Raw genomic sequence first — 23,644 nt, 5'->3', positions numbered from 1 at the left:
ACCCGTGGTTTTATTTCTCGGTGGTCGATACCTACGACAAGATGAGCACCAAACGGCTCAGTGAGATCGTTTCGGCGTTCCTCAGAGAGGTCGGGTCGATCGTCTGGGTCTTCGTCGCGCACACGCTAGCGAGACTCGTTCCGTTCGCCGTCGTCGTCCTCGCGCTCGTCGTCTTCGGTGCTATTATCAGCGTTCTCCTGTCGGTGCTCTCCTCCTTCGGCGTCTCCACGCGACTGATCGCTGCAACAGCGGGGGTCGCGACGATCGGCGGACTGTGGCTGCTCGGACTCCGACTCCTGGTCGGAATCGACCTTCTCGGACCGCTTCGGCGGCTCGCGGGCGGGGACGGACGAACCGAGACGGAACGGTTGCTCGACGAGGTCGACGACCACGTGGCGGAGCTGGATACCACCCTGGAGACGTTCGGCGAAAAGTCCGACCGACTCGAACGGACGATGCGAGCGTACGACGACGAGCCGACGGCCGAGCGAGAGCGACGGATCGGTCGACTGTTGGCCGAACTCAGGGAGCACTGTCGCGAACTGGAACGACTAGCGGAGACGATCAAGGAGAAGCGGACGGACGCAGACGGGTATCACGCCGGCGGCGACATCGAGCGCGTCCGACTGGAAGCGAAGCACCGTGGCGACGCACTCGAGTCGGCGATCGAGCGCTACGAAGTCGACGCGGAGTCGTACGTTCGAGAGAGGGCAAGGATGGTCGATATCGACGCGGACGAACTACAGGGATTGGCGGTCGACGAGTGGCCCGAGACGAGCGACGGCTCCGATCGGTGACCGAACGGGAGAGACGACGATACGAGATCGACGGGACGATTGGTCGGAACAAGGCGAAACGCAGGCGACCGTCGGCGTCGGGGTACTCATCTCACAACGAGGTCAGGCGTTCAGTACCTGCCGCAACACATCGGGGGCGTCCTCGAGCGCGTCGTCTAACGCCTCGACGTTGGGGCCGCCGCCCTGTGCGAAGTCCGGCGGGCCGCCGCCGCCGCCGCCGACTCGGCCGGCGAGTTCGCCGACGACCTCGCCCGCGTTGACGCCCACGTCGTCGGGTACGGCCACGACGAACTGGGCACCGCTCTCACCGCTGCCGAGGACCGCAATCTTGCCCTCCTCGGCGATGGCAGTCGCGGTCGCGCGCAGTTCGTCCATGTCGGCGTCGATGCGGTCGACGACGGCCGTCGTGTCGCCGACGTCGACCTCCTCGCCGCCGCCACCACCGCCGGCTCGAGCCTCGGCGAGTTGTTCTTTCAGGTCCTCGATCTGCTTGCCCCGTCCCTTCCACTCCTCGAAGAACCGTTCGGCGGTCTCGGGCACGTCTGCGGGAGAGACGTCGAGGATCTCGGCGGCCTCATAGAGCGCATCCTCTTTTTCCTGGGTCGCCGCGATGGCGGCCTCGCCGGCCGCGAAGGTAATCCGCTCGACGCCGTCTTGCACGCGCTCGGTGTTGAGGATCTTGATCGTCCCGATGTCGCCGGTCCGGGCGACGTGCGTGCCACCGCAGGCCTGCGTATCCTCGTCGACGTGGATCAGTCGGATCTGCTCGCCCGGCGGGATACCGCCCTGGTAGAGGTCGAAGCCGTATTCCGCCTCCGCGTCGTGGCGGTCGGGCCACTCCTGGGAGACCGCGGTGTTGTCCATCACGATCTCGTTGGCGCGATCCTCGATCCGTTTGACGGTCCCGCGGTCGATCCGGTCGTAGTGGCGAACGTCGATCCGCGAGCTCTCGACGCCCTTCTGGGCACCGGCCTGTCGGATGTGCTCGCCGAGCACCTGCCGTGCGGCGTGGATGACGATGTGGGTCGCGGTGTGGTGTCGCATGAGCTGTCGGCGACGCTCACCGTCGACCTGGCCGTTGACCAGTTCGCCCTTCCCGGGGTCCTCGTCGGCCCGGTGAAGGATGACGCCGTCGACGATCTGGACGTCCTCGATCTCGACAGTGGTGTCGTCAGTCGAAAGCGTTCCCGTGTCCGCAGGCTGGCCGCCGCCCTCGGGGTAGAACATCGTCTGATCGAGGACGACGTCGTACCCCTCCTCGCGCTCGAAGACATCCAGGACGACTGCCTCGAACTGGGTGCGTTCCTGGTCGTCGTAGTAGAGTTTCTCCGTCTCGGGGAGGTCCTCGAAGCGCTCGTTTTCGCCCTCTTCGGCGGCCGCGACCGCTTCGGGCGTGTCGTGGCGCTTCGCGACGAGGCTGTAGAAGTCGTCGGGAACGTCGACCGCTGCGCCCGTCTCCTCGGCGATCTCCGCGACCATGTCCGGCTGGATCCCGTGGGAGTCGTACAGTTCGATCAGTTCTTCGATCGGGATCGGCTCGCCCTTCTTGGCGTACTCCTCGGCGAGCGTCTCGACCCGTCGACCCCCGCGCTCGAGGGTCTCGCGGTACTTTTCGACCTCGGTGCGAACGATGTCCCGTATCGTATCGCGGTTCTCGTATGCGAGGCGCTCGGCCTGCATGTCGACGAGTTCGTCCAGCGGCGCGTCGACGCCGACCGTGTCACAGAGCCGTTTGGTTCGCCGGAGCACCATCCGCGCGAGGTAGCCGGTGCCGACGTTCGAGGGAACGATCCCGTCGCCCAGCATGTACGCCAGCGTACGGCAGTGGTCCGCGATCGCGTAGATGTCCTCGAGGGGCTCCATGAGCGCCTCGAGTTCCACGGCGTCGACGCCGAGTTCGGCGGCGATCTCGCCGCGGGCGGTCTCCATGTCCTCGGCCTCGTCGATGTCCATGTGGCCCGCGAGCTTCGCGGTGCGGTGGATCAGTTCCTCCTGCTCTTCGGTGTGGTCGATCCCCGCGTTCTCTTTGAGGAACGCGATCATGTCGGGATAGACCGCCTCGTAGACCGTCGGGGTGCCCTGAGAAACCCAGGTCCAGCGCTCGAGCCCGTAGCCGGTGTCGACGATGTAGGTGTCCATCGGGCTGTAGCGGTTCCCGTCTTTCATCTCGTACTCGCCGTCGGGGTCTTGCTCCATCGACATGAAGACGAGCGTGGCGAGTTCGACGCCGCGGTAGATGACTTCGATTGCCGGCCCGGCGTTCCCGCCGCCGACCCACGGATCTTCGATGTAGATGACCTCCTCGAGATCGACGCCCATCGAGTCGAAGAAGCCGTCGCAGAGTTCGACGGTGCGGTCCTTCCAGTAGACCTCGCCGTGGTAGGCGTACTCGTCTTCCGCGACATCCTCGCGCGTGTTGAACGCGTGGTGGGCCATCATTTCGAAGGCCATGGTGTGTCGGCCCGTCTTGCCGACGTTGTCGATGTCCTGCATCCGGATACAGGGTTGGGAGACGCACAGCGGGTTCGCCGGCGGCGGCGTCTCGCCGCTCGTCACCAGCGGCTGGAAGTCGTAAATCGACGCCTGCGTCAACAGGACGTCGTCGCGCCAGCGGTTGGCCGCGACTGGGTATGGATCGATTCGCTCGTGCTCGTTGGCCTCGAAGAAGGAGAGAAAGGCCTCGCGCATCTCCGACAGATCGTACGACTCGTCGAATCCCGAGTTGTCGATGAAGCCGTACTCCTCGCAGGGCGGCTCACCGCAGGTCACCCTGCTCTCGTCGCGCGTCCAGAAGTGAGCGCCACACTCCGGACACTCCTTGCGCTCGAACCCCTCCTCCTCGAAGTACTCGAGGCGATATTCGTCCGCCAGTTCGCTCATTACGCGTCTATTGGCCCTGCAGCGCGTAAAACAGTTCCGCAACCGGTGTCACGACGCGATCGGTCGCGGCAGCGGTGACCGGTCTTCGTGCGGACCGGAACCCCCACGGTACCACCGTCATCGAGTCGTCCGACCGATACTCCTGCAGCGTTTGTTAACCCACTGCCGTCACAATATCATCCGTGATTAAGATAGGCAATTGATAAATATTCGTCAGTGAAACGTTCCGGTAATGGCGAATCTCGAGCGAACTCGAAGTGGTGTTCGGGCGACGCGATCCGGTGGGACGGATCGGGCGAGTCCGACTCACCACGGTGACACACACGGATTCGCGAACGAGGGTGAATACTGACGATGGGGACCAGACGTTCCTTCCTCCGGAAAGCCGGCCTGTCCGCCGTCGGAACGGTCGCCGGTATCACCCTCCTCCCGCCGCCGCCCGACGCGACGGATCCGACGGGGACGGTCGAGGCCGCCGAACCACCCTCAGTGGTCTCCGAGTGGACCGACGAACCGATCACCGACGAAGACGACGCGCCGATTGGTCGCTACCACTACGAGCCGACGGGCGACGGGTTCCGCGCGACCGCTCCGTTCAACGTCGTCGTGCTCCCCGAAGCCGACGGCGATCGCGGCCTCGAGACCGTCATGTCCGTCCTCGAGGCCGAAGGGTGGATACGCAGCCCCGAAGAATACACGCGGTTCGCCTGGGATCGGGAGACCGAGTCGTACGTGCGCCAGCAGGCCACGGCCGCTCAGGCCTACTACGGCGTCAACGGTCGCCGCCACGTCCGGTGCTGGTCGTTCGACGGCGTCATCTCGATGCAGGCCCACGAGGATTCCCCCGCTCGGCCGACACACGGAGTCCCCTCCTACCAGCGGGGCCGAGACACGATCGAAGCGATCTTCGACGGAGCCGACTGGCGGGTTTCCCCCAATGCGATCGATCTGGCGAACGCGAAGAGACCCGATCACGACGGGGTCGCGACGGTCATCGCGGAGGACCCATGAGTACCGAAACGGACAGCCACCGATCGCTCGAGGTACGGGCGGTCGTGAGTGCTGCCCTCAGGCACCCCTTGCTCGGTCTCGAGCCGCGACGGACGGCGCTTGCGGGAGCCTATCTACTGGGACTCATCGCGATGTTTCTCGCCAGCTACGTCGGAGCGAGAGTGCCGATCAGTGACTCCCTTCGCACTCAACTGACGTCGGGGCTGGATACGCTCAGCCTGCTCGTCATCGCGCTGGTGGCGGCGACGATGCTGCTCGCGCCGTCGTGCTACGCGGTCTGGAACGGCGGCCCACTGCTGTCGTTCTGTCTTCCCCTCGCCCCGGTCGCCGTCGGCGACACCATGGCCGGTCGGTACGTGCTCGATCTCGATCTCGCGATCGCATTGACGGTCGGCGCGAGTGCAGCTGCACTCGCACTCCTCGCCACGGACGTTCGGCAGGTGGGGTCGGTTCGATTCTGGCGGGCCGACACCCACGAGGATCGGTTGGTGTTCGTCACCGCGATCGCGACCGTCGCCGCCGTCGGCATCGGCCGGTTCGTCGGCACCGCCCCGTCCTACGTGCTCGAGTGGTACGCGCCGATGGGTGTCGTCTGGCTCGTGACTGCCACAGTCCTCGGGAGCTACTGGCTGAACTGGGCTCGATCGGCGTGGCACACTCACACCGACCGGAGCGCCGTAGAGTCGTAACGTTCCATCAGCCTCCCGGACCGGCAACCGATCGAATTCGCGAACGGGGTCCGTCGATTCCCGCCCGCAACTCAGTGTTCGATATGCACAACAGAGTTTTATCGGACGGGACAGTCACGCCACACAGACAATTGAACGGCGACGGCATGGCGAATCCGCCAGCGAACACCCGACCGCGAACCGTGCTCTACGTGGCCGCCTCGGAAACGGCCGCCAGCGACGGTGCCGTCGCACTCGAGCGACTCGAGTCTGGCCCGAAACGGTCGGTCCGCGCCGTGACCGAAGTCGACCGGATCCGTACCTGGGCGCCGGAATCCGACTGCGTCGTCTTCGCTGAGACGCCGACGACCGCGGCGGGGTCGAACCTGCTCGAAGTGGTCGAAGCCTGTGGCTCCGCGCCCGTGATCCTCTTTTCCGAGGCGTCGTACGCGCCCGCGGCCGCCCGGTCGACCGACGGCATCGACGGCTACGTCCGCCGCGATACCGACGACGCCGTTTCCCACCTCGCGGACGAGATCGAATGGGTCTGTGGCGGTGTCGGAACCACCGGAAACGCCGGTGGGCGCGAGATCGACGCGGATCCGGACACCGACGCCGAAACCGACACCGAGGCGGAATCCAACACCGACGCCAAGGCCGAATCCGACACCAACGACGACGTGATCGCGATGGCCGGTGTACCGACGCCACCGAGTCGTCGACCGGCCGACGTACTTCTTGAGTCGATCCCCGAACTGGTCGCCTGTCGCGACCGCGATCGGCTCTTCGAATTGCTCGTCGAAATCGCGGCCGACGCGCTCGAGCACGAGTACTGCTGGCTGTCGACGGTCCGCTTCGGGGACCTCGTCCCGCGGACGACCGCGCCGGGGATCTCGGCCGACGCGCTCGAGTCGCTGTCGCGTGCGGGACCGCTCGGGGACGTCCTCCGAACGGGAGAGTCGCTCCGGATCGACGACCTCCCGACCGACGATCGGCTAGCGACCCCGCTCGAGGGGGTCAAGTCGCTGTACTGCGTCCCGGTCGGCGACGTCGGCATCGTGCACGTGGCCGCCGACGCGCCGGCCGCGTTCGCCGAGCGCGACTGCGACGCCCTGGCGGCGTGGGGCCGGATCGCCACGTCGGTTCTCGAACGACTCGACGCCGACGCAACCGATACCACGGCGCGAGAGCGCTTGCGTCGGGAACGAGACCGACTGCGGACCGAGCGCGACCGACTCGCAGCCGAACGCGACGAGCTAGCAGCCGAACGCGACCGATATCGAACGCTCTTCGCGAACGTTCCGGAACCGGCTGTCAGGTGCGAGATCGTCGACGGAGAGCCAGTCGTGCAGAGCGTCAACGACACCTTCGCCGACGTGTTCGGCACCGACCCCGAAACGATCGTCGGCGACTCCGTCGACGAGTCGACCGTCCCGCCGGGTCTCGAGCGGCGACGGGCGACGCTCCTCGAGTCGCTGCGGGCGGGCGAGCGGCGCCAGCTCGGCAGCCGGCGCGAGACCGTCGACGGCGTCCGCGAGTTCCTGCTCACGCTGGTCCCCCTCGCTGTGAACGCCGACGGGGACGAACACGGTGACGCAGCCACCGAGGACGCAGACCACAACCCCGAGGGATTGATCGTCTACAGCGACGTCACCGAGCACAGCCGTCGCGAACGTGAACTGGCCGCCGCCAAAGCGCGTCTCGAGACGATCGCGGCCCTGATCGACGACGACGTACGAACGCCGCTGAACGTCGCCCGCGGCTATCTCGAGATTGCCGAGGAAACCGGCGATCGGGAGCACTTCGCGGCAGTCGACGATGCACAGGAGCGATTGCGGGAATCCGTCGATCGGCTGGTCGCGATCGCCGGACAGGACGACGTCCTCGTCGAGACCGAACCCGTCGCCGTCCACGACGTGGCGCGGCGGGCCTGGGTCGCCATCGACACCGGCGACGCGCGGCTCGTCACGCGGGCGGCGAATAACCGCGTCCTCGAGGCCGACAAGGCGCGTTTGCGGGAGCTACTCGAATCGCTGCTGATGGCCGTCGTCGACGAAGCGATCGAGAACGAGCCGGTCGTCACTGTCCGTGCGACCGACGACGGCTTCGCCGTCGCTCGCCGCGACCCGGCCACCGCAGAGACGGACGCCGATCTCGAGGCGGATCCCGTCTCCGACCAGGTGGCCGCGGCGGATGGGACCGGCTTCGGGCTCGGCACCGTCGAACGGATCGCCGACGCCCACGGCTGGGATGTCGGCGTCGCCGAAGCAAACGGTCGCCTCACCGTCTCGTTTCGCGGGGTCGAACCGGCCGACGTGGAGGGAGAGTGACTCCGTTCTGGATTTGACCAGCGGTAGACGGCTTGAACCGGCTGTAACTCAGCCGTTCGTTTCAGGGTAGCCGCGTCTCACTCTAGACCAGCCAACCGGCATGCGGTGGCGCGCGCTGGGCCGCGGCGAACAGACTGTGAGCCGCGGTATAAAGCCGTGCGAGGGATGAGTGAGCGCCGTGAGGCGCGAACGAATCGGCTGGGGAGGGCGTGGCGATCCCCTGTTGCCACGATAGCAGGACACTTCGTTCACTGTATTCCAGCCAAAACCTACTGTTCCATTCACACAGTTTCCCCTTCGTACGGACTACTCTCCGTCAGTTCCGGCGCACCCGAAACCCGCCAGACGGATGTGCCAGCACACAGGCCAAACGGCCCGTCTCAGGCCTCGTTCTCGAGCGCCAGCGACGCCAGCATCGCCTCGAGTTGCAGCCGCTCGTTCGCGCCTTCGGTGATCCGGTAATCGACCTCGCCCAGGCGCTCGAGCAAGCGGACCGTTGCCCGCTCCGGAATGTCGAACTCCCAGGCGGAGCGGTGGAGCTGGTCGATGACGTCACCGCCGGCGAGGCCGCGCTCGGTCAGCAGGTCCTCGAGGGCGGCTCGAGCAGCGGTGAAATCGCCGTCGATGGCGTGGCCGACCATCGCCTCGACCTCCTCGGGGCGGGCCGTCGCGGTGATCGCGAAAACGGTCTCCTCGTCGACGGTTTCGCCCATCACTGCGGCGGCCTGCAAGGCGTTAATTGCCTTCCGCATGTCGCCGTCGGCCGCATAGACCAGCGCGTCGACACCGTCGTCCGTCACGTCGATGTCCTCGTTCGCGGCGATCTCCCGAACCTGCGCCTCGATGGCGTCTTCGGAGAGTTCGGTGAACCGGAAGACCGCACACCGCGACTGGATGGGGTCGATGATCTGGCTCGAGTAGTTACACGAGAGGATGAAGCGGGTGTTGTTCGAGAACTGCTCCATCGTCCGGCGCAGCGCAGACTGGGCGTCAGAGGTCAGCGCGTCAGCCTCGTCGAGGAAGATGATGCGGTGTGAGTAGCCGCCGAACGATGAGCGCGCGAAGTCCTTGATTCGGTCACGGACGACGTCGATCCCGCGCTGGTCGGAGGCGTTGAGCTCGAGGAAGTTCTCCCGCCAGTCGTCGTCGTAGACCTCTCGAGCGATGCTCTTCGCTGCTGTCGTCTTTCCTGTACCAGCTGGACCCGCAAAAAGAAGGTGGGGAAGATCGTCCTGCTCGACGTAATTTTTGAGTCGCGGAACAATGTCTACGTGGCCCTTGATGTCGTCGAGTCGCTCCGGGCGGTACTTCTCGATCCAGACTTCGGTCTTGCCGGGGGTGGGCTCCGCCGCCTCGGCGTCGGCCTCGCTCATACCGGCCGAAGGGGTGGCCCGAAGATAAAACGACCGAAGGTCGGCTTCGGGCAGGATCGCCGGTGGCTCTGTCATCAGTGATGGACAAATCACGGAACTGGACGGTTTCCGGCACTGAAACCGTGGTACCGGGTTTTAGACCCTACTCGAGGAAAGAATACACGTCATGCTCGGAAACGACTCACTATCACGATTCGCCGTCGCAGTGCTGGTCGCCCTCGTCGTTTTCGGGACCGTCCCGGCGACGGTCGCCGCCCAGTCTGACGCCCGAACCGGTGGAACGATCGTCGTCGAAGAAGGCGAGACAGTCGATAGCCTCGAGGCCTTCGGCGGAAGCATCGTCGTCCAAGGCACCGTCACCGGCGACGTCAGCGCCGTCGGGGGCGACGTTCGAATCGAAGAAACGGGGCAGATCAATGGTGACCTCGAGGCCGCCGCCGGGAGCGTCACCATCGCCGGAACCGTCGACGGCGACGTAGAGGTCGGCGCGGGGAGCTTCACGGTCACCGAGAGCGGGGCCGTCGGCGGCACCGTCATGGCCGGGGTCGGGAGCGCGACGATCGACGGCACGCTCGAGAGCGACGCCGAAATCGGTGCCGAGACGATCCGGCTGGGCGAGAGTGCCTCAATCGCGGGCGATCTGCGCTACGACGGAGACCTCGAGGGGAACACCGATGCTGTCGCGGGTGAGGTTCGAGAGGACTCCTCGCTCGGGGTCGACGTTGCGCCGACGATTCAGCCGTTCGCGTCGTGGCTGTTCACCGCCTACGCCTTCGCGGTGAATCTGCTGCTCGGTGCCCTTCTGCTCGCGCTGTTCCCGCGGTTCTCCGACACCGTCGCCGATCGCGTCGCGACGGGCCCCCTCCGATCCGGGCTGGTTGGGCTGGGGGTGTTCGTGGGGATCCCGATCCTCCTGATCGCGCTCGCGATCACCGTCGTCGGGATCCCGCTGTCGATGGTCGGTGGGCTCGTGTTCGCCCTGCTGCTCTGGATCGGAATCATCTACGGCCGCTTCGCCGTGGCCGCGTGGCTCCTCTCGCTGGTCGGTCTCGGCAACCGCTGGCTCGCACTCGTCGTCGGCCTGCTCGCCGGTGCCCTCCTCTCTCAGTTGCCCGTCCCCGTCGTCGGCGAGGTGATCAGTCTGGTCGTCCTCCTGCTCGGTGTGGGCGCGATCGCTCGCGCGCTGTTCAGCAATCGACGACACGCTCGAGAGCGAGAGCAGCGGGTCGGTTCCGGGCCGAACGAGCCGACGACGGACTGACAGTACGGGGCTCGCCAGCGCGCGGAGCGACGCGCTCAAGGCCGCCGCCCCGTAACGCGGCGTATGCACGTCACCGTCGACGTCAAGGGTGAGGATACCTACGAACTCGAACTCGAGGCGGTGGCAGGGGCTGCGGATGCCAACGCTGACGCCGCTGGCGGTCCCGACGCAACGCCGACCTACGCGGACCTGCTCCGCGCGATCGACCTGAGTCCCCACGAGGTGAGCGTCCTCGTCGACGGTCGCCCGGTCCCCGAGGATCAGCCGGTCGAAAGCGCCCACGTGACGGTGTTACGGCTCATTAAGGGCGGGTGATTCGATCGACCCGAAATCGACGCGTTGTTAGCCCGCGCCGATCGACCCTCCTGACGAATGTTCGTCCGCACGGCCACCCCCGACGACGCCCTCGAGGTCCGGCGCATCCTCGACGCGGCGTTACTCGAGCCGGGCGACGTCGAGAGCCGGATCGATGCCGGTGACGTCCTCGTCGCGGGTGATCGACGGGGTGGCACGGCAAGCGCCGGTGACGATGGGACCGCTTCCGCAGACGACCCGGACGCGACCGAGCGAATCCTCGGCACGGTCGTTCTCGAACCCCTCGACGCCGAGTCCGGGGCCCACGTCGGCGCGATCGGTGTCCGGCGTCGCCACCGTGGTCACGGCATCGGCCGGGCGCTGATCGAGCGGGGCCTCGAGCGCGAAGGCCGACTGACGGCCCGGTTCGACGACCGCGTCCGGCCGTTCTACGAGCGCCTCGGGTTTTCGATCGAGCCGATCGACGAGCAACGTCACTCCGGTGTCGTGGTCGCGACCGACAGCGTCTGACCGCGGTCCGCGTCTGACTGTCCGGTCCCGATCCACGACGCGACCCGTCGCCTGCCAGCGGAGTTTTATCCGAGAGAACGTGGTAGCCACCTCCGCATGGCGCTTCAACGGATGCTCAGCGGCGATCCATCGAAGAGTTCGAAGGTCTATCTAGCGATCGGTGCACTCTCGCTCGCGAAAGCGATCGCGGTCCGAAAGGATCGAGAGCGGTTCCGGCGCGAGCTACTCGACGCCGGCCTGTTCCTCGGCGTCGGGTACGTACTGCGCCGGTTCAGCCGGATGAAAGCACAGAAACGACAGGAGCTCGAATCCCAGCTCCCGAACTGGGCAGCCGACGTGATGAACTCCGAAGCCGCCTCGAGAGGGGTCCAGTCCATCGCGAAGCAGCGACTCGCTGGCAGAGCAGAGCCGGAGCCGGAACCGACGCTCCGGGATCGCGCCCGAGGCGTTATCTCGAGCCTGTAGCGACCCGATCCGTCGGTCCTCCGCTCACAGTCAGTCCCGGCTATCCTCCGCTCACAGTCAGTCGGTATTCGTGCCAGTCGCAGCCGCGGGCTCGGCGGACAGCGGCTCGAGCGCCGCCGAAAAGTGACGGATTTCCGGGACTGCGGGGTCGGAGACGATCTCGAGTCCGGAGACTTCGTCGCGCTTCTCGAGGACGGCTGCGGCCGTCTCGACGACGTGATCGAAGTGCTCCCGGTGGTAGGTCCGGCGCGGGACCGCGAGCCGAACCAGTTCCGGCCGGTCGGTCTCGGGAAACGCGAAGCTCCCGAGTTCGACCCCTCGAACCCCGCCTTCTCGATACAGTTCACAGACCAGCGCCTGTCCCGGAAACTCGTCGGCCGGAATTTCCGAAAACGTCGCTCCCGCGTCGATATAGACCGCGTGCCCGCTGGTCGGCGTGTACACTGGGAGCCCGATCTCCTCGAGCATCGCGCCGAGTTCGCGAACCTGTCCGACCCGGTCTTCGACGTACGATTCCTCGACGGCCTCGCGCAGGCCGACGGCCATCGCGGCGACGTCCCGGCCGGCCATCCCGCCATACGTCGGAAAGCCTTCGTAGAGGATCGCGCGCTGTTTGCACCGCTCGAAGAGGGACTCGTCGTCGGTCGCGACGAAGCCGCCGACGTTCACCAGCCCGTCTTTCTTCCCGCTCATGACGAGCGCGTCGGCCTCTCCGAGTTGCTCGCGAGCCGCCTCTGCCACCGTCGCGTCGGCGAACTCGTCCTCGCGCCGGGTCACGAAGTAGGCGTTCTCCGCGAACCGGCAGGCGTCGATCACGAACGTCGCATCGATCTCGTCGGCGAACGCCCGAACGCGACGGGTGTTTGCGACGCTGACCGGCTGGCCCGCCGCCGAGTTGTTCGTGATCGTCAGAATTACCAGCGGGACGCGCTCCGGACCGACCTCATCGACGACCGCTCGCGCCTCCTCGAGCGAGAAGTTTCCCTTGAACGGCTCGTCCGTCTCCGGGTCGTGAGCGCCCGACACGGGACAGTCGATCGGATCGGCGCCCTGATTCGAGACGTGCGCTCGCGTCGTGTCGAAGTGGGTGTTGTTGAGCGCGACGTCGCCCTCGGAGAGGAGAGTTCCGTAGAGAACGTTTTCCGCACCGCGGCCCTGATGGGTCGGCACCACGCGGTCGAATCCCATCACGTCCGCGACCGCGGACTCGAGGCGATCGAAGCTCGCCGACCCGGCGTACGCTTCGTCGCCCCGGAGTAGCGCGGCCCACTGATCGTCGCTCATCGCGCCCGTCCCGCTGTCGGTCAGGAGATCGATGAAGACGTCGTCAGCGGAGAGATTGAACGCGTTGTACCCGGCGTCCTCGAGCGCTCGTTCTCGCTGTTCTCTCGATGGGAGGCGGATCCGTTCGACTACTTTCGACTTGTAGGCGACCATAGTCGTTCGACACCGCCGCGCGTGTTCAGTCTAGTTGGCGTCTTGTGACCGTCAACGGCTCGAGACGGCCCCTTCCGGACGGATCGGCGCATCGATGGACGGAACCGGCGAGACCATCGTGGACGGAATCGATGGCGGCGGAACTTTCGCGGACGTGACCGATGACGGCGAGACCATCGCTGGCAGGAGTGGCAATAGCGGGGCGGCCGGGCTCGACTCTTTCCGTCGGAGAATCACTGATCGTCGATCGCGGCGCTGTCGAAAGCGTCGTCGGTGAGCCGCGTTGGCGTCGGATCAGGGCCGACGAGTTGCAGGTCGTCGGCCCTACCGTCGCGAATGGTGAGCGTGCCCGACGAGGCGACCGCAGTATCGGCCGAGCCGGCGTTCGTGGATGCGGTCGTTTCGACACGCTCGTCGGAGCCGGTCGCCCGGGCGGAGGTCGGGTCGGTTGCGGTGAGCGCGTCGAGTTCGGCCGCCGTCGCGTCGACGACGGCGCCGTCGTCGCGCACGATCACGTCCGAATCACCGATGAATTCGAACTCGAGGGCCGCTCGAGTCGCGGACGCATCGTCGTCCTCGTCGGTTCGATCCGTCTCGCCGGGATCGGTATCTCGGGAGTTCGCGTCCGCCGTTTCGACGGCCTCGAGGTCGGCGAACAGTTCGGTCGCCGTCGTGTCGACGACATCGTCGGACTGCGTCTCGTGTCTCCCGCCGCCTTCGACGAGTTCGGCCGGTGTCTCCGCGTCGTTCGCCTCGAGAATCGCGTCGGGATCGGGATCGATTTCCTCGAAGACCTCCCTCGCCGTCGAATCGGTGCCCATGGTTCCCGCTCCACCGTTTCCCCCCTTCGTTACGATGGCGTTACTACTGTATTACCGACCGTATACTCTCGGATCAGTGACGTTCACAAAGGGGAACTGATCGGGTTCCACGGGGAGGCGAGGAGAACAACGGTGATCTCGAGAGGGAGGACCGAACGCGTTCGAGCAGATTAGAACAGGTTCTGCGTCAGCTCGAGGGTCTCCTCACGGTCGTCCCAGTCGACGAAGAGGGCGACGCTGGTCGCGCTGGTGATAATGTCGTTGAGATGGATCCGGGCCTCGGAGAGGGGATTGACGATCTCGCTGATGATCCCCGGCTGGTTCGGAAGTTCGCCGCCGGTCACTCGGATGACGGCGACCGGCGAATCGACGGTGACGCTCGAGAGTTCATCGCTGGCGATGACCTCCCGGTGGAGGATGTTCTCGGCGCGTTCGGCCTCCTCTTCGTCGATGTAGAAGGTGATCGTATCCATCCCGCTTGCGACGGCATCGATATTGACATCACTCTCGTGCAGGGCAGCCGAGAGGCGATGGAAGACGCCGGGCTGGTTCCGAATTGCGCGGCCGGCGACGGTCAGACAGGCCAGCGGGCGCTCGCGGAGGTCGACCAGGTTCCTGAACTCGCCTTCGATGCTCGTCCCGCCCGACAGCAGGTCGCCGTGCTGGTAGTGGACGACGCGCACGTCGAGGGTCCCGTCCTTGTAGGAAAGCGCGGAGGGCGCGACGACCTCGGCCCCGCGAAACGAGAGGTTCCGGAGTTCGTCGACCGAGATCTCGCCGACGTTGCGAGCCCCTTCGACGACGTGGGGGTCGCCCGTCATGACGCCCTCGACGTCCGTGACGATGACGACTTCGTCGGCGTCCATGTACTTGCCCAGCATGACCGCCGAGGTGTCGCTGCCGCCCCGGCCGAGCGTCGTGATCGAGCCGTCGGGGCCTTCGGCGAGGAAGCCGGTGAGGACCGGCACCGTCCCGTCGAGCTTCTCGGCGAGTTCCTGACCGCGCCGCTGGGTCTCCTCGACGTTGACCTCGCCGTACTCGTCGGTGATGACGGGCCACTCGTCGCTACCGGGCTCGAGGAAGACCGAGTCGATACCCCGAGCCGATAGTGCGGCCTTGAGCATCCGAACCGACGTCCGCTCACCCATGCTGACGATCTGGGCGCGGTCGGCTTCGTCGGTTTCGAACGTGATTTCGTCGAGCAGTTCGTCGGTGGTCGACCCCATCGCGCTGGCGACGACGGCGATCTCGTGGCCGTCCTCGACGGCCGCAGCGATCGAGTCCGCGGCGCGGTTGATCCGGTCGCCGCTGCCGAGACTCGTCCCGCCGAATTTCGCTACAACGCGCATACTGCCACCTCGGAGACGGCCCGCTTTGCGATACTGTGACTCATACTCGATCCGTTACCAGAGCGGGCAGATAACTGTGTCCCATCGATCGCACTTTTACCAGTCCCCGAGCGGGGGCTGATTCGACTCGAGGACGCGCGAAAATTGACAGTCGTCGAACCAGTCACGCGGGGCGGTCGCGACCGGGATTTATTGTTGTGCGTCGCATTACCACACGTCGATGAACGTACGGGACGCACTCGAGGCGGACGCGGACGCGCTCGCGTCGATCGCGGACTCCCCCACGGACGTGATGCGGAATCTCGTCCACGACCGCACGGTGCGCGTCGCCGAGGACGGGAGTCACGATCCGAACGCCGATGTCTCGAGTTCGCAGTACGGCGGCTCCGATCCGGAGGACTTGCTCGGCTTCATTAGTTTCGACGCGCGCGAAGACACCGTTCACGTCACGCAACTCGACGGCACGAGCGAGGCCTGTGAGCGATTGCTGGCCGAACCGGTGCGCTTCGCCGAGCGCGAGTCGATGGCCGTCGAAGTGCTCGCCGCGCGGGATGCGACCCCCATCGAGACCGCCGCCGAGGCGCTCGGCTTCGAGCGGCGCGGTCACGGCCCCCGCTTCGACGGAGCCCCGACGGTTCGGTTTCGACTCGAGCCCTGACCGACGGCGAACGACCTGCGCTGTGATCCGCGCCTCGAGCACTGGTCAGCCGTGCTAACGTGACACTATCGACGCCCGCAGCCACAGCGCGTTTCTTGTCTTTACGGGGGAAAGACGTCTCACACGAGTACTGGTCAACCGGCGTACGGTGGCGCGCGCTGGGCCGCGGTGAACTGCGAGGCCTGAACGAAGTGACGGCCTCGATGGTGTGAGCGGTGACCGCAGGGAGCCGCGAATCACTGTGAACCGCGGCACGAAGCCGTGCGGGGTCTTCGTGAACGGAGTGAACAAAGGCTTGGAAGACGCGAAGCGTCTTCATGTGGATGAGCGAAGAAAGAATGACTGAGCGTTAGCGCGGGACCTCCGGTCCCGCGAACCATCCGAATAGTGCGAGACCGGAGGTCTCGCATACCATGCGAACGGCGGCGGAGCCGCCGTGAGCAGACGGGTGCGAAGCACCCGTGAGGAGAAATCGGTTGGGGAGGGTGTGGCTACTCCGTGTTGCCACGATAGCAGGACACTTCGTCTCACTTGACCTCGCCTGAACACACCGTTCCATTCACACGACTTACCGAACAGGTAATCGAGAAGAGACGCGATACCGGACCTCTCAACTGAACTTCTGTACCGTCACGTCGAGCGTATCGAGATCGACGATCGGCGCGAAGCCGGCATCGGGGTCGATGTTGACGCTCTTCTGGAAGTCGGTCTGGGCCTGCCAGCAGCCGGAGTTGATCGCGAGCACGTTGTGGTACTTCCCGAAGCCGAGTTTGTGAACGTGACCGGTGTGGAAAATGTCGGGAACCTCCTCCATAATGAGGTAGTCCTTTTCTTCGGGTGCGAGCCGGGTGTGGCCGCCGAACTGCGGGGCGACGTGGCGCTTCTTAAGGAGGTGGTACATCGCCTTGTGCGGGTCGTCGTAGCTTGCCTTCTCCTCGGGCAGTTCCGCGATCACCTCGTCCAACGAGACGCCGTGATACATCAGGACGGACACCCCCTCGAGGGTCACCGTCGACGGGTTGCTCACGATCTGTGGGTCGTGAGCGGACATGATCTCCCGGAGTTCCTCGTCGAACCCGGGCTGGGGTTCCGCGAGCCGAACCGCGTCGTGGTTGCCGGGGATCATGACGATCTCGATGTCACCCGGCACCTTCTTGAGATGCTCGCTGAACGCCTCGTACTGCTCGTAGATGTCGACGATGTCGAGTTCCTCGTCCTGATCCGGGTAGACACCGACACCTTCGACCATGTCGCCCGCGAGCAGCATGTACTCGACGTGCTGGGCCTCCTCGGTGTGGAGCCAGTCGGCGAAGGCGTTCCACGCGTCGGCCATGAACTCCTGACTGCCGACGTGAACATCGCTGATCAGGGCCGCCTGGACGTGGCGATCCGCGGTCGAGGGCTCGTACGTGCGGGGCACGTCCGGGAAGTACATCGAGTCGACGAACGCGATCCCCGAATCGTCCGCCAGCGTCCCCTCCATCGCAACCACCTCGTCGCAGAGTAGTTCGTCGACGAGATCGACGTATTCGCGATCTTTCATCACCAGCCACGGGAAGGTCCCGGTCGCGTCCTCGAGTTCGATCAGCCAGTGGCCGCTGGCAGTCGATCGGATGTCGTTGACCAGGCCGACCATCGCGGCGTCGCTCCCGCCCGGCATTCCCTGAATGGCCGTCGCCGGACGGTGGTTGACCCGGCCTCGTAATTTCGCTCCGAGCCGCTCAAGGCGGTCCCGAAAGACGGAGACGAAATCGCTGTACTCGCCGGTCCCCGTGCTTTCACCCGTCATATCCCCGGTGATCTCGAGCGAACGGATCGCAGGATCGGCGAGACGGTTCGCTGGGGAAGACCCCTCCGTTTCAACTGGAGATCGATCGGGCGAATCACCCCCCGAGGCACGTTCGGTTCCAGTTGAAACGGAGGGGGTCGAATCGGTGGACGACGCATCGGTTCGAGTGGCGTTGCGCCCCGCCGTTTCGCTCCCGACGCTCGTGGTACCCGATTCGACGGAATCGCCAGTGTCGGAGCCGTTGGTTCGAGGCGAACCGGTGGTGTCGCTCCGCGAGAGGACCGACTCGACGTGATCGGCCCGGACGACGAGCGCATCGTCCGGAACGTCCTCAAGGACGCGCTCGAGTGCGGCGTTCGGATCCTCGGCCGCCGCAAGCCGTGTCACCGCCTCGCGTTCGGCGTTGTACCCGCGGCTCGTGAGTTCGCTAACGAGTCGGGCAGCGGCCTCGAGTGGCACATACCCCGCATTCGCGAGGGACGGCAAAAGGATAGCGAATCCCCGATTCCCCGCGTCTGTTTTCCGATCGGTGCGAAAGGGACGGGGCCGGTTCCGGTTCCGCTCGCGCTCCCGTCCGCTCGCGAACTCCGGCCGTTCCAGCCATTTTGTGAAATCGGCAGCTTCCGCCGTCTGTACGTGAAAACAGTCCGAAGCTTGCCGGAAAGTTGATACCGGGTTCGGAGAAACCGGTCGTCAATGGACGGTCCCGACGCCGACGACAGGAACCGCGATCGGCCCAGCCGTCGCGATCCGCCCTCGGGACCAGAGACGGGTCCGCCGTCCAAACCCGGAGACAGAGAGCGGACGGCCGGGTCGCGGTCTCGAGCAAAGTGCGACGATGCGGTCACGATCGAAGACGACGGCGTCGTCCGCTGGCTCCTCGAGACCGAGGATCGAACGGGCACCGCGGTTCGAGATATCGCGACGATCGGCGCGATCATCGCAGTCGTCGGCGTCTTCCTGTTCGGAATTACCGGTGCCTGGCCGCCGATGGTCGCCGTCGAGAGCGGCAGTATGGAACCCGCCCTCGAACGAGGGGACCTCGTCTTCATTGCCGACGACGGACGGTTCGCCGGCGATGGAGCTGTTGCGGGAACGGGCATCGTCACCGATCAGAGCGCTCGAGAGACCGGATACGAGCGATTGGGTGAGCCGGGCGACGTTATCATCTTCGTTCCGAACGGGGATTCGACGCAGACGCCGACGATCCATCGCGCCCAGTTTCGGGTCGAACGAGGCGAACGATGGGTCGAGACGAAAGCCGATCCCGCATACATGAACGGCGCGACCTGCAACGACATCGCGTCGTGTCCGGCTCCACACGATGGATTCGTCACGAAAGGCGACGCCAACCCGGCCTACGACCAGTTGCCGCGATCGGGCGCGGAGACGACCGTCGTCAGCGCCGAGTGGGTCACCGGCAAAGCGATGGTTCGGGTTCCGTGGGTCGGAGGAATTCGACTGACGATCGATTCGATACGCTCGATCGTCGGAAGCGGGCCGATCATCGTTGCCGCCGTTGGAACCGCGCTTGCACTCGTCTGGTACGGGGCGATCGCCGGAGAGCGCGATCCGTAGATCGGTTTGAGCCGTCGGGTCGATCAGGGGTCGACGAAGCGATGTGGAATACAGTGATCACTGAATCGACGAGGCGACGTCGATGGCAGTCAACGAGGTGGCGTCGATGGCAGTCAACGAGGTGGCGTCGACAGTAGTCTATGAGTAACGCGAACAGAAAGTTAATTTCCGGGCCCGGTGAAACGGGTGACGATGAGCGGCCCTAGCTCCGGGAAGCCACCTGGCGATTCCGGCGACGACGACCGTGATCGGTCGGCCTCGAGCGCCGACAGTTCCCAGACGCCATCACGGGAACCGTCAGAGCCTACTGCCGATTCACAGCCTGCTGCCGATTCCGACGCTATTACGATCGAGGACGACGGCTACGTCCGCTGGTTCCTCAAAACGAACGACGAGAACGTCGTGATCGCGCGAGATATCCTGAGCAGCGTCGCCATCGTCGGCGTCGTCGCCCTCCTCCTGTTCGGGGTCAGCGGTATCTGGCCGCCACTCGTCGCCGTCGAGAGCGGTAGTATGCAGCCGAACATGCAGAAGGGAGACCTCATCTTCGTCGTCGAGGAGGGTCGGTTCAGCGGCGACGCTGCCGTCGAGGGAACCGGTGTCGTTACCCGGCGGAGCGCCCAGGAAACCGGCTACAACAAGTTCGGTAACCCCGGAGACGTCATCGTCTTTCGGCCTGACGGCAGCCGGGCCGAGACGCCGGTGATACATCGGGCGCACTTCTGGGTCGACGACGGCGAACACTGGGTCGAATCGAAAGCCAGCGAGGAAATCGTCGGCGACGCGACCTGCGAGGAAGTCCCCAACTGTCCCGCGCCGTACGCGGGCTTCGTCACCAAGGGCGATCACAACGACGGCTACGACCAGATCGGCGGCGGTGCGAATTCCGGCATCGTCAAACCCGAGTGGATCAGCGGCAAGGCGCAGTACCGAATCCCGTGGCTCGGATGGGTTCGACTCACCTTCGACAACCTCCTCGGGGGCATGCTCGTTCCCGCGTCGCCCTCGAGCCCGGCGCTGCACGGACAGCCGTCACCGGCGACACCGTCCGGCGGCCCCGACACAGCCGGCTTGGGATCAGGAGGTGAGCTCGCCGGCGTCGCGGGCATCGCCAGTGCCGGTGTCGCACTGGCCGCGGGCCGCTATCGGTCCTGAGTCCCAACCGCGAGCCGTTTCGAGCGGTCGTTCTCGAATGCAAGCGCTCTTTCCCGAACTCCCTCCACCGAGCTTTCAACGATCTCTCGAGTTGAAACGAAGGGGCGAAACACTGTCGACCCATTGCCTCTATCGCGAGCAGAACGTGACGAATGGGACGCGTAAACGGTGTCTGATGGCTGGAGGACCCGCTCGAGAACGGGGTGACGATCAGCAGACGTTGAAAACAGACGGTGTCGCCCGTGATCGACTCGGCGTCCAACGGTATCGCTTCCACTATTGGTGAGAGCGCCACAGTGTTGAACGGCGCCGCCGTCAGTTCCCTCAGTTCTCGAACCGGGCCTGAACGAACGGCTGAATGTCGTCGATGTCGCTCAATCGGGAGTCGGAAAGCAACACGGCCTCCGTCTCTTCGAGTGGAACGGAAAGACTGATTTCCTTCGTCCGGCCGTACCGACCTTTCGAGACGACAACAGCGTTGACGATGCCGAGCATGTCGAGTTCGCTGATGAGGTCCGTCACCCGACGCTGGGTCAGCACGTCCGCGTCGATTTCCTCACAGAGGCGCTTGTAGATGTTGAACACCTCGCCCGTGTTGATGCTGTGGACGCCGTTTTTCTCGAGCAAGATGATCGAGAAGAGCACGAGCTTGCTCTGCGTGGGGAGCGTGCGGACGACCTCGACGACGCGATCGAGTTCGATCTTGTCCTGGGCCTGCCGGACATGATCCTCGACGATCGTCTCGGCCTGCGATCGCTCGGCCAGTTCGCCCGCCGTTCGAAGCAAGTCGAGTGCGCGGCGCGCGTCGCCGTGTTCCTGTGCGGCGAAGGCCGCACACAGCGGGATGACGTCGTCGGAAAGCGCACCCCCCTGGAACGCGACGTCGGAACGGTGTTCCAGGATGTCTCGCAGCTGATTCGCATCGTACGGCGGGAAGACGATCTCCTCCTCGCCCAGCGAGGATTTGACCCGCGGATCGAGGAAGTCGGTGAACTTCAAGTCGTTCGAAATACCGATGATCGACACCCGCGAGTTCTCGAGTTCGGAGTTCATCCGCGAGAGGTTGTAGAGCGTGTCGTCGCCGCTTTTCTCGACAAGTTTGTCGATCTCGTCGAGCATGATGACGACGACCCGCTCGTCGTAGTCGACCGCATCGAAGAAGACGCTGTAGACCCGGTCGGTCGGCCAACCGGTCATCGGAACCTCCTCGAAGGACTCCTTGTCCGCCTCGAGGTCGTCGATTTCGGCTTCGATAGCCTCGCGGTCCTCGAACGACGTCGACTCGAGGGGGTGGTCCGATGAGTGCGTCGACGAATCGCCAGCCAACGCGTCGTCGGTGCCGTCGCCGGCTCCCCGATCGGTGTTATTGCCGTCTGTCCGATCGGCACTGTCGCCGTCTGTCAGATCAGTGCCGTCGGTGGGACTCGAACGATCGGCGGGATCCGAAGACCCCTCCTTTTCGGGTGGAGAACCGACCGACTTGGGGCTACTATCGTCTCCAGGTGAATCGTCAGCAATCGATTCTTGCGGGTCGTCAGAAACGAAATCGAACGGATCGGACGCCGTCTGATCGTCTGCCAGATCGGTCGACTCGGCCGCTTTGGCCGCCTCACGTTCGCGGGCCTCCAGATCGGCATCGTACTCGTCGAGGGCCTCGAGCAGCGATTCGAGTTCCGCAACGCGTTCGTCGATCCGCTCTTCGTTCTTTTCGATGAACTTGTTCGCGAGTTGTGCGAGTACGCGATACTGCGTATCGGTGACCTCGCAGTTGATGTACTCGACGTCACACGGGACGCTGTACTTCTGCGAGGTGCTCTCGAGTTCCTTGCTGACGAATTTCGCGCTTGCGGTTTTGCCGGTCCCGGTCTTCCCGTAGATGAGGATGTTCGACGGCGTTTCGCCCCTGAGTGCGGCGACGAGGATCGTCGCCATCTTGTTGATTTGGTCGCTTCGGTGGGGCAGTTCGTGTGGGGTATAGGACGGACGGAGGACTTCCTTGTTCTCGAAGATGGGTTCGCCGCTGAGAAGATCGTCGAACAGCCCCTGATTCGACTCCTCGTCATCGAGATCCGCTTTCTCGAGATTCGTCGAGAATCCGCTCGTTCCGTCGATCTCGACCTCGTCTGACCCGTCGATATCTGAGTTGTCGTCTGACATCCGTCGTATACTAGCCCCCTTATTTCGTGTGGAGTGTCGAACCGGGAAGCAGGAATATCATCGTATTATGGCCTCCGTAGGAGGATTCACTGTTTCAGTTTCTCGGTTCGGGTCCAGTTGATGCAAACGAAACAGAGGAAAACCACGCTAATAAATTCTTCCTTTCCCCTCGCCCCGTGCCGGGACATCGACGTCGGTCGCGGACGATCGAGCCGTGAATCGGTCGGAGAGATCACTGACGTAGTGGCTCCGTGGGACCAGCAGTCGGAGTGAACAGTTCGTCGAAAGTCCGGATCACTAATTTATATCTTGTTTGCGTATGCGTGAGCTTTATTGGAGGAGTGATTTGGCGGGGTGATATCCGTCTAATCGAGTGAGAGTGGAGATTCGAGTGAGACGGAGAGTGAGACTCTGAGAGAGAAAGTGTAGGAGATGATATGTGATGTAACTGTGGTGTGGGTAATAGGACATCGAGAATATACAGATTGCTGGATATTGTTATTCATGTGAATAGGTGTCGCATGACAGGGTAATTCGGCCGACCCCCCCACCCCTTCGTTTCGGGTGGAACAGTCAGAAGGAGGGGAGGGGGTGAAACGACGGTCTATACAAGCGAATCTTTATATGAATGGCACAGAAAAGGTATCCGTAGAACTAGCAGACAAAACCATATTACTAGGCTGTTTGTTTGTATTGCTAGAACCAACTAGAATCTTTTTCTAGAACTACAGGGACTACTAGATTACAGTATTTGTTACTAGAACCCTCTTGATTGGTCGATTCGGCCGTCTCTGGCCTCAACGATTCGTCTCGAGTCGAAGAAGGGGGGTATTAGACCGACAACTCCGCCGATCGTTGAGCCGTGCCTTCGTTCGTCTCCACTCGAAACGAAGGGGTGGGGGGCTCGAATCGTTAGTTGTGTTGTGTTATCCCACCACAAGATTATTGTGGCATGTTATCTCATGCCAATCTAGTTCCCAGTCAGATCCGCTATTTCCCGTTTCATCATCTCCAATTTTCATCATCTCCAACCGCAGATTTCGGATCACTACTCCGCTCAATTCAGAAACTCCGCTTGGTTCAGAAACAA

The 23,644-nt window shown here is 64.3% G+C and carries 18 protein-coding genes; 11 read left to right on the top strand and 7 right to left on the bottom strand.

Annotation, left to right across the window (positions count from 1 at the left end):
* Positions 1 to 41 precede the first annotated feature (41 nt).
* A complete protein-coding gene (locus ACEWFR_RS11245; RefSeq protein WP_374061105.1) occupies positions 42 to 797 on the top strand; it encodes a hypothetical protein in 756 nt (251 codons plus the stop codon).
* Between the two features lie 102 nt (positions 798 to 899).
* Here ACEWFR_RS11245 and alaS read toward each other — a convergent pair whose 3' ends face one another.
* The gene (gene alaS, locus ACEWFR_RS11240; RefSeq protein ID WP_374061104.1) at positions 900 to 3,677 is read right to left on the bottom strand and encodes an alanine--tRNA ligase; all 2,778 of its coding nucleotides are present in this window, start codon (positions 3,675 to 3,677) and stop codon (positions 900 to 902) included.
* A 354-nt stretch (positions 3,678 to 4,031) separates the two neighbouring features.
* On the opposite strand from alaS, the gene ACEWFR_RS11235 reads away from it, so the two are divergent.
* The 3 genes from ACEWFR_RS11235 to ACEWFR_RS11225 all read left to right on the top strand — a co-directional run bounded on the left by ACEWFR_RS11235 (position 4,032) and on the right by ACEWFR_RS11225 (position 7,686).
* A complete protein-coding gene (locus ACEWFR_RS11235) occupies positions 4,032 to 4,688 on the top strand; it encodes a twin-arginine translocation signal domain-containing protein (RefSeq protein ID WP_374061103.1) in 657 nt (218 codons plus the stop codon).
* The gene (locus ACEWFR_RS11230; RefSeq protein ID WP_374061102.1) at positions 4,685 to 5,377 is read left to right on the top strand and encodes a hypothetical protein; all 693 of its coding nucleotides are present in this window, start codon (positions 4,685 to 4,687) and stop codon (positions 5,375 to 5,377) included. Before ACEWFR_RS11235 ends, ACEWFR_RS11230 begins: the two co-directional genes overlap by 4 nt.
* A gap of 146 nt (positions 5,378 to 5,523) precedes the next feature.
* Positions 5,524 to 7,686 carry a GAF domain-containing protein gene (locus ACEWFR_RS11225; protein ID WP_374061101.1) on the top strand — a complete coding sequence of 721 codons (2,163 nt, stop codon included), beginning with the start codon at positions 5,524 to 5,526 and terminating at the stop codon, positions 7,684 to 7,686.
* 380 nt (positions 7,687 to 8,066) lie between these two features.
* Here ACEWFR_RS11225 and ACEWFR_RS11220 read toward each other — a convergent pair whose 3' ends face one another.
* A complete protein-coding gene (locus ACEWFR_RS11220) occupies positions 8,067 to 9,059 on the bottom strand; it encodes a replication factor C small subunit (protein WP_374061145.1) in 993 nt (330 codons plus the stop codon).
* 166 nt (positions 9,060 to 9,225) lie between these two features.
* Here ACEWFR_RS11220 and ACEWFR_RS11215 point away from each other — a divergent pair, with 166 nt between their 5' ends.
* From ACEWFR_RS11215 to ACEWFR_RS11200, 4 genes are all read left to right on the top strand, one after another.
* A complete protein-coding gene (locus ACEWFR_RS11215) occupies positions 9,226 to 10,320 on the top strand; it encodes a polymer-forming cytoskeletal protein (RefSeq protein ID WP_374061100.1) in 1,095 nt (364 codons plus the stop codon).
* 63 nt (positions 10,321 to 10,383) lie between these two features.
* On the top strand, positions 10,384 to 10,635 hold the full coding sequence (locus ACEWFR_RS11210; RefSeq protein ID WP_374061099.1) for a ubiquitin-like small modifier protein 2: 252 nt from the start codon (positions 10,384 to 10,386) through the stop codon (positions 10,633 to 10,635).
* A 57-nt stretch (positions 10,636 to 10,692) separates the two neighbouring features.
* On the top strand, positions 10,693 to 11,145 hold the full coding sequence (locus ACEWFR_RS11205; protein ID WP_374061098.1) for a GNAT family N-acetyltransferase: 453 nt from the start codon (positions 10,693 to 10,695) through the stop codon (positions 11,143 to 11,145).
* A 96-nt stretch (positions 11,146 to 11,241) separates the two neighbouring features.
* The gene (locus tag ACEWFR_RS11200) at positions 11,242 to 11,610 is read left to right on the top strand and encodes a hypothetical protein (protein ID WP_374061097.1); all 369 of its coding nucleotides are present in this window, start codon (positions 11,242 to 11,244) and stop codon (positions 11,608 to 11,610) included.
* Between the two features lie 57 nt (positions 11,611 to 11,667).
* On the opposite strand, the gene ACEWFR_RS11195 is transcribed toward ACEWFR_RS11200, so the two are convergent.
* The 3 genes from ACEWFR_RS11195 to ACEWFR_RS11185 form a co-directional block, all read right to left on the bottom strand.
* Positions 11,668 to 13,047, bottom strand: coding sequence for a tryptophanase (locus ACEWFR_RS11195; protein WP_374061096.1), 1,380 nt, complete (start codon positions 13,045 to 13,047; stop codon positions 11,668 to 11,670).
* Positions 13,048 to 13,280: 233 nt separating this feature from the next.
* The gene (locus tag ACEWFR_RS11190; RefSeq protein WP_374061095.1) at positions 13,281 to 13,868 is read right to left on the bottom strand and encodes a hypothetical protein; all 588 of its coding nucleotides are present in this window, start codon (positions 13,866 to 13,868) and stop codon (positions 13,281 to 13,283) included.
* A 170-nt stretch (positions 13,869 to 14,038) separates the two neighbouring features.
* Positions 14,039 to 15,217, bottom strand: coding sequence for an aspartate kinase (locus ACEWFR_RS11185; protein ID WP_374061094.1), 1,179 nt, complete (start codon positions 15,215 to 15,217; stop codon positions 14,039 to 14,041).
* A 220-nt stretch (positions 15,218 to 15,437) separates the two neighbouring features.
* On the opposite strand from ACEWFR_RS11185, the gene ACEWFR_RS11180 reads away from it, so the two are divergent.
* Positions 15,438 to 15,875: a hypothetical protein gene (locus tag ACEWFR_RS11180; RefSeq protein WP_098725039.1), complete on the top strand. Its 438-nt coding sequence runs from the start codon at positions 15,438 to 15,440 to the stop codon at positions 15,873 to 15,875.
* 610 nt (positions 15,876 to 16,485) lie between these two features.
* On the opposite strand, the gene ACEWFR_RS11175 is transcribed toward ACEWFR_RS11180, so the two are convergent.
* A complete protein-coding gene (locus tag ACEWFR_RS11175; RefSeq protein ID WP_374061093.1) occupies positions 16,486 to 18,123 on the bottom strand; it encodes a DNA-directed DNA polymerase II small subunit in 1,638 nt (545 codons plus the stop codon).
* Between the two features lie 237 nt (positions 18,124 to 18,360).
* Here ACEWFR_RS11175 and ACEWFR_RS11170 point away from each other — a divergent pair, with 237 nt between their 5' ends.
* Positions 18,361 to 19,242: a S26 family signal peptidase gene (locus ACEWFR_RS11170; protein WP_374061092.1), complete on the top strand. Its 882-nt coding sequence runs from the start codon at positions 18,361 to 18,363 to the stop codon at positions 19,240 to 19,242.
* 192 nt (positions 19,243 to 19,434) lie between these two features.
* Positions 19,435 to 20,397: a S26 family signal peptidase gene (locus ACEWFR_RS11165; RefSeq protein ID WP_374061091.1), complete on the top strand. Its 963-nt coding sequence runs from the start codon at positions 19,435 to 19,437 to the stop codon at positions 20,395 to 20,397.
* Between the two features lie 324 nt (positions 20,398 to 20,721).
* Here ACEWFR_RS11165 and ACEWFR_RS11160 read toward each other — a convergent pair whose 3' ends face one another.
* On the bottom strand, positions 20,722 to 22,554 hold the full coding sequence (locus ACEWFR_RS11160) for a Cdc6/Cdc18 family protein (protein ID WP_374061090.1): 1,833 nt from the start codon (positions 22,552 to 22,554) through the stop codon (positions 20,722 to 20,724).
* Positions 22,555 to 23,644: the final 1,090 nt, after the last annotated feature.

It is taken from the genome of Natrinema sp. H-ect4 (assembly GCF_041894845.1).
Taxonomy (GTDB): Archaea; Halobacteriota; Halobacteria; order Halobacteriales; family Natrialbaceae; genus Natrinema.
The sequence above is the reverse complement of the archived record's forward strand: the minus strand, read 5'-3'. Positions and strand labels throughout refer to the sequence as shown.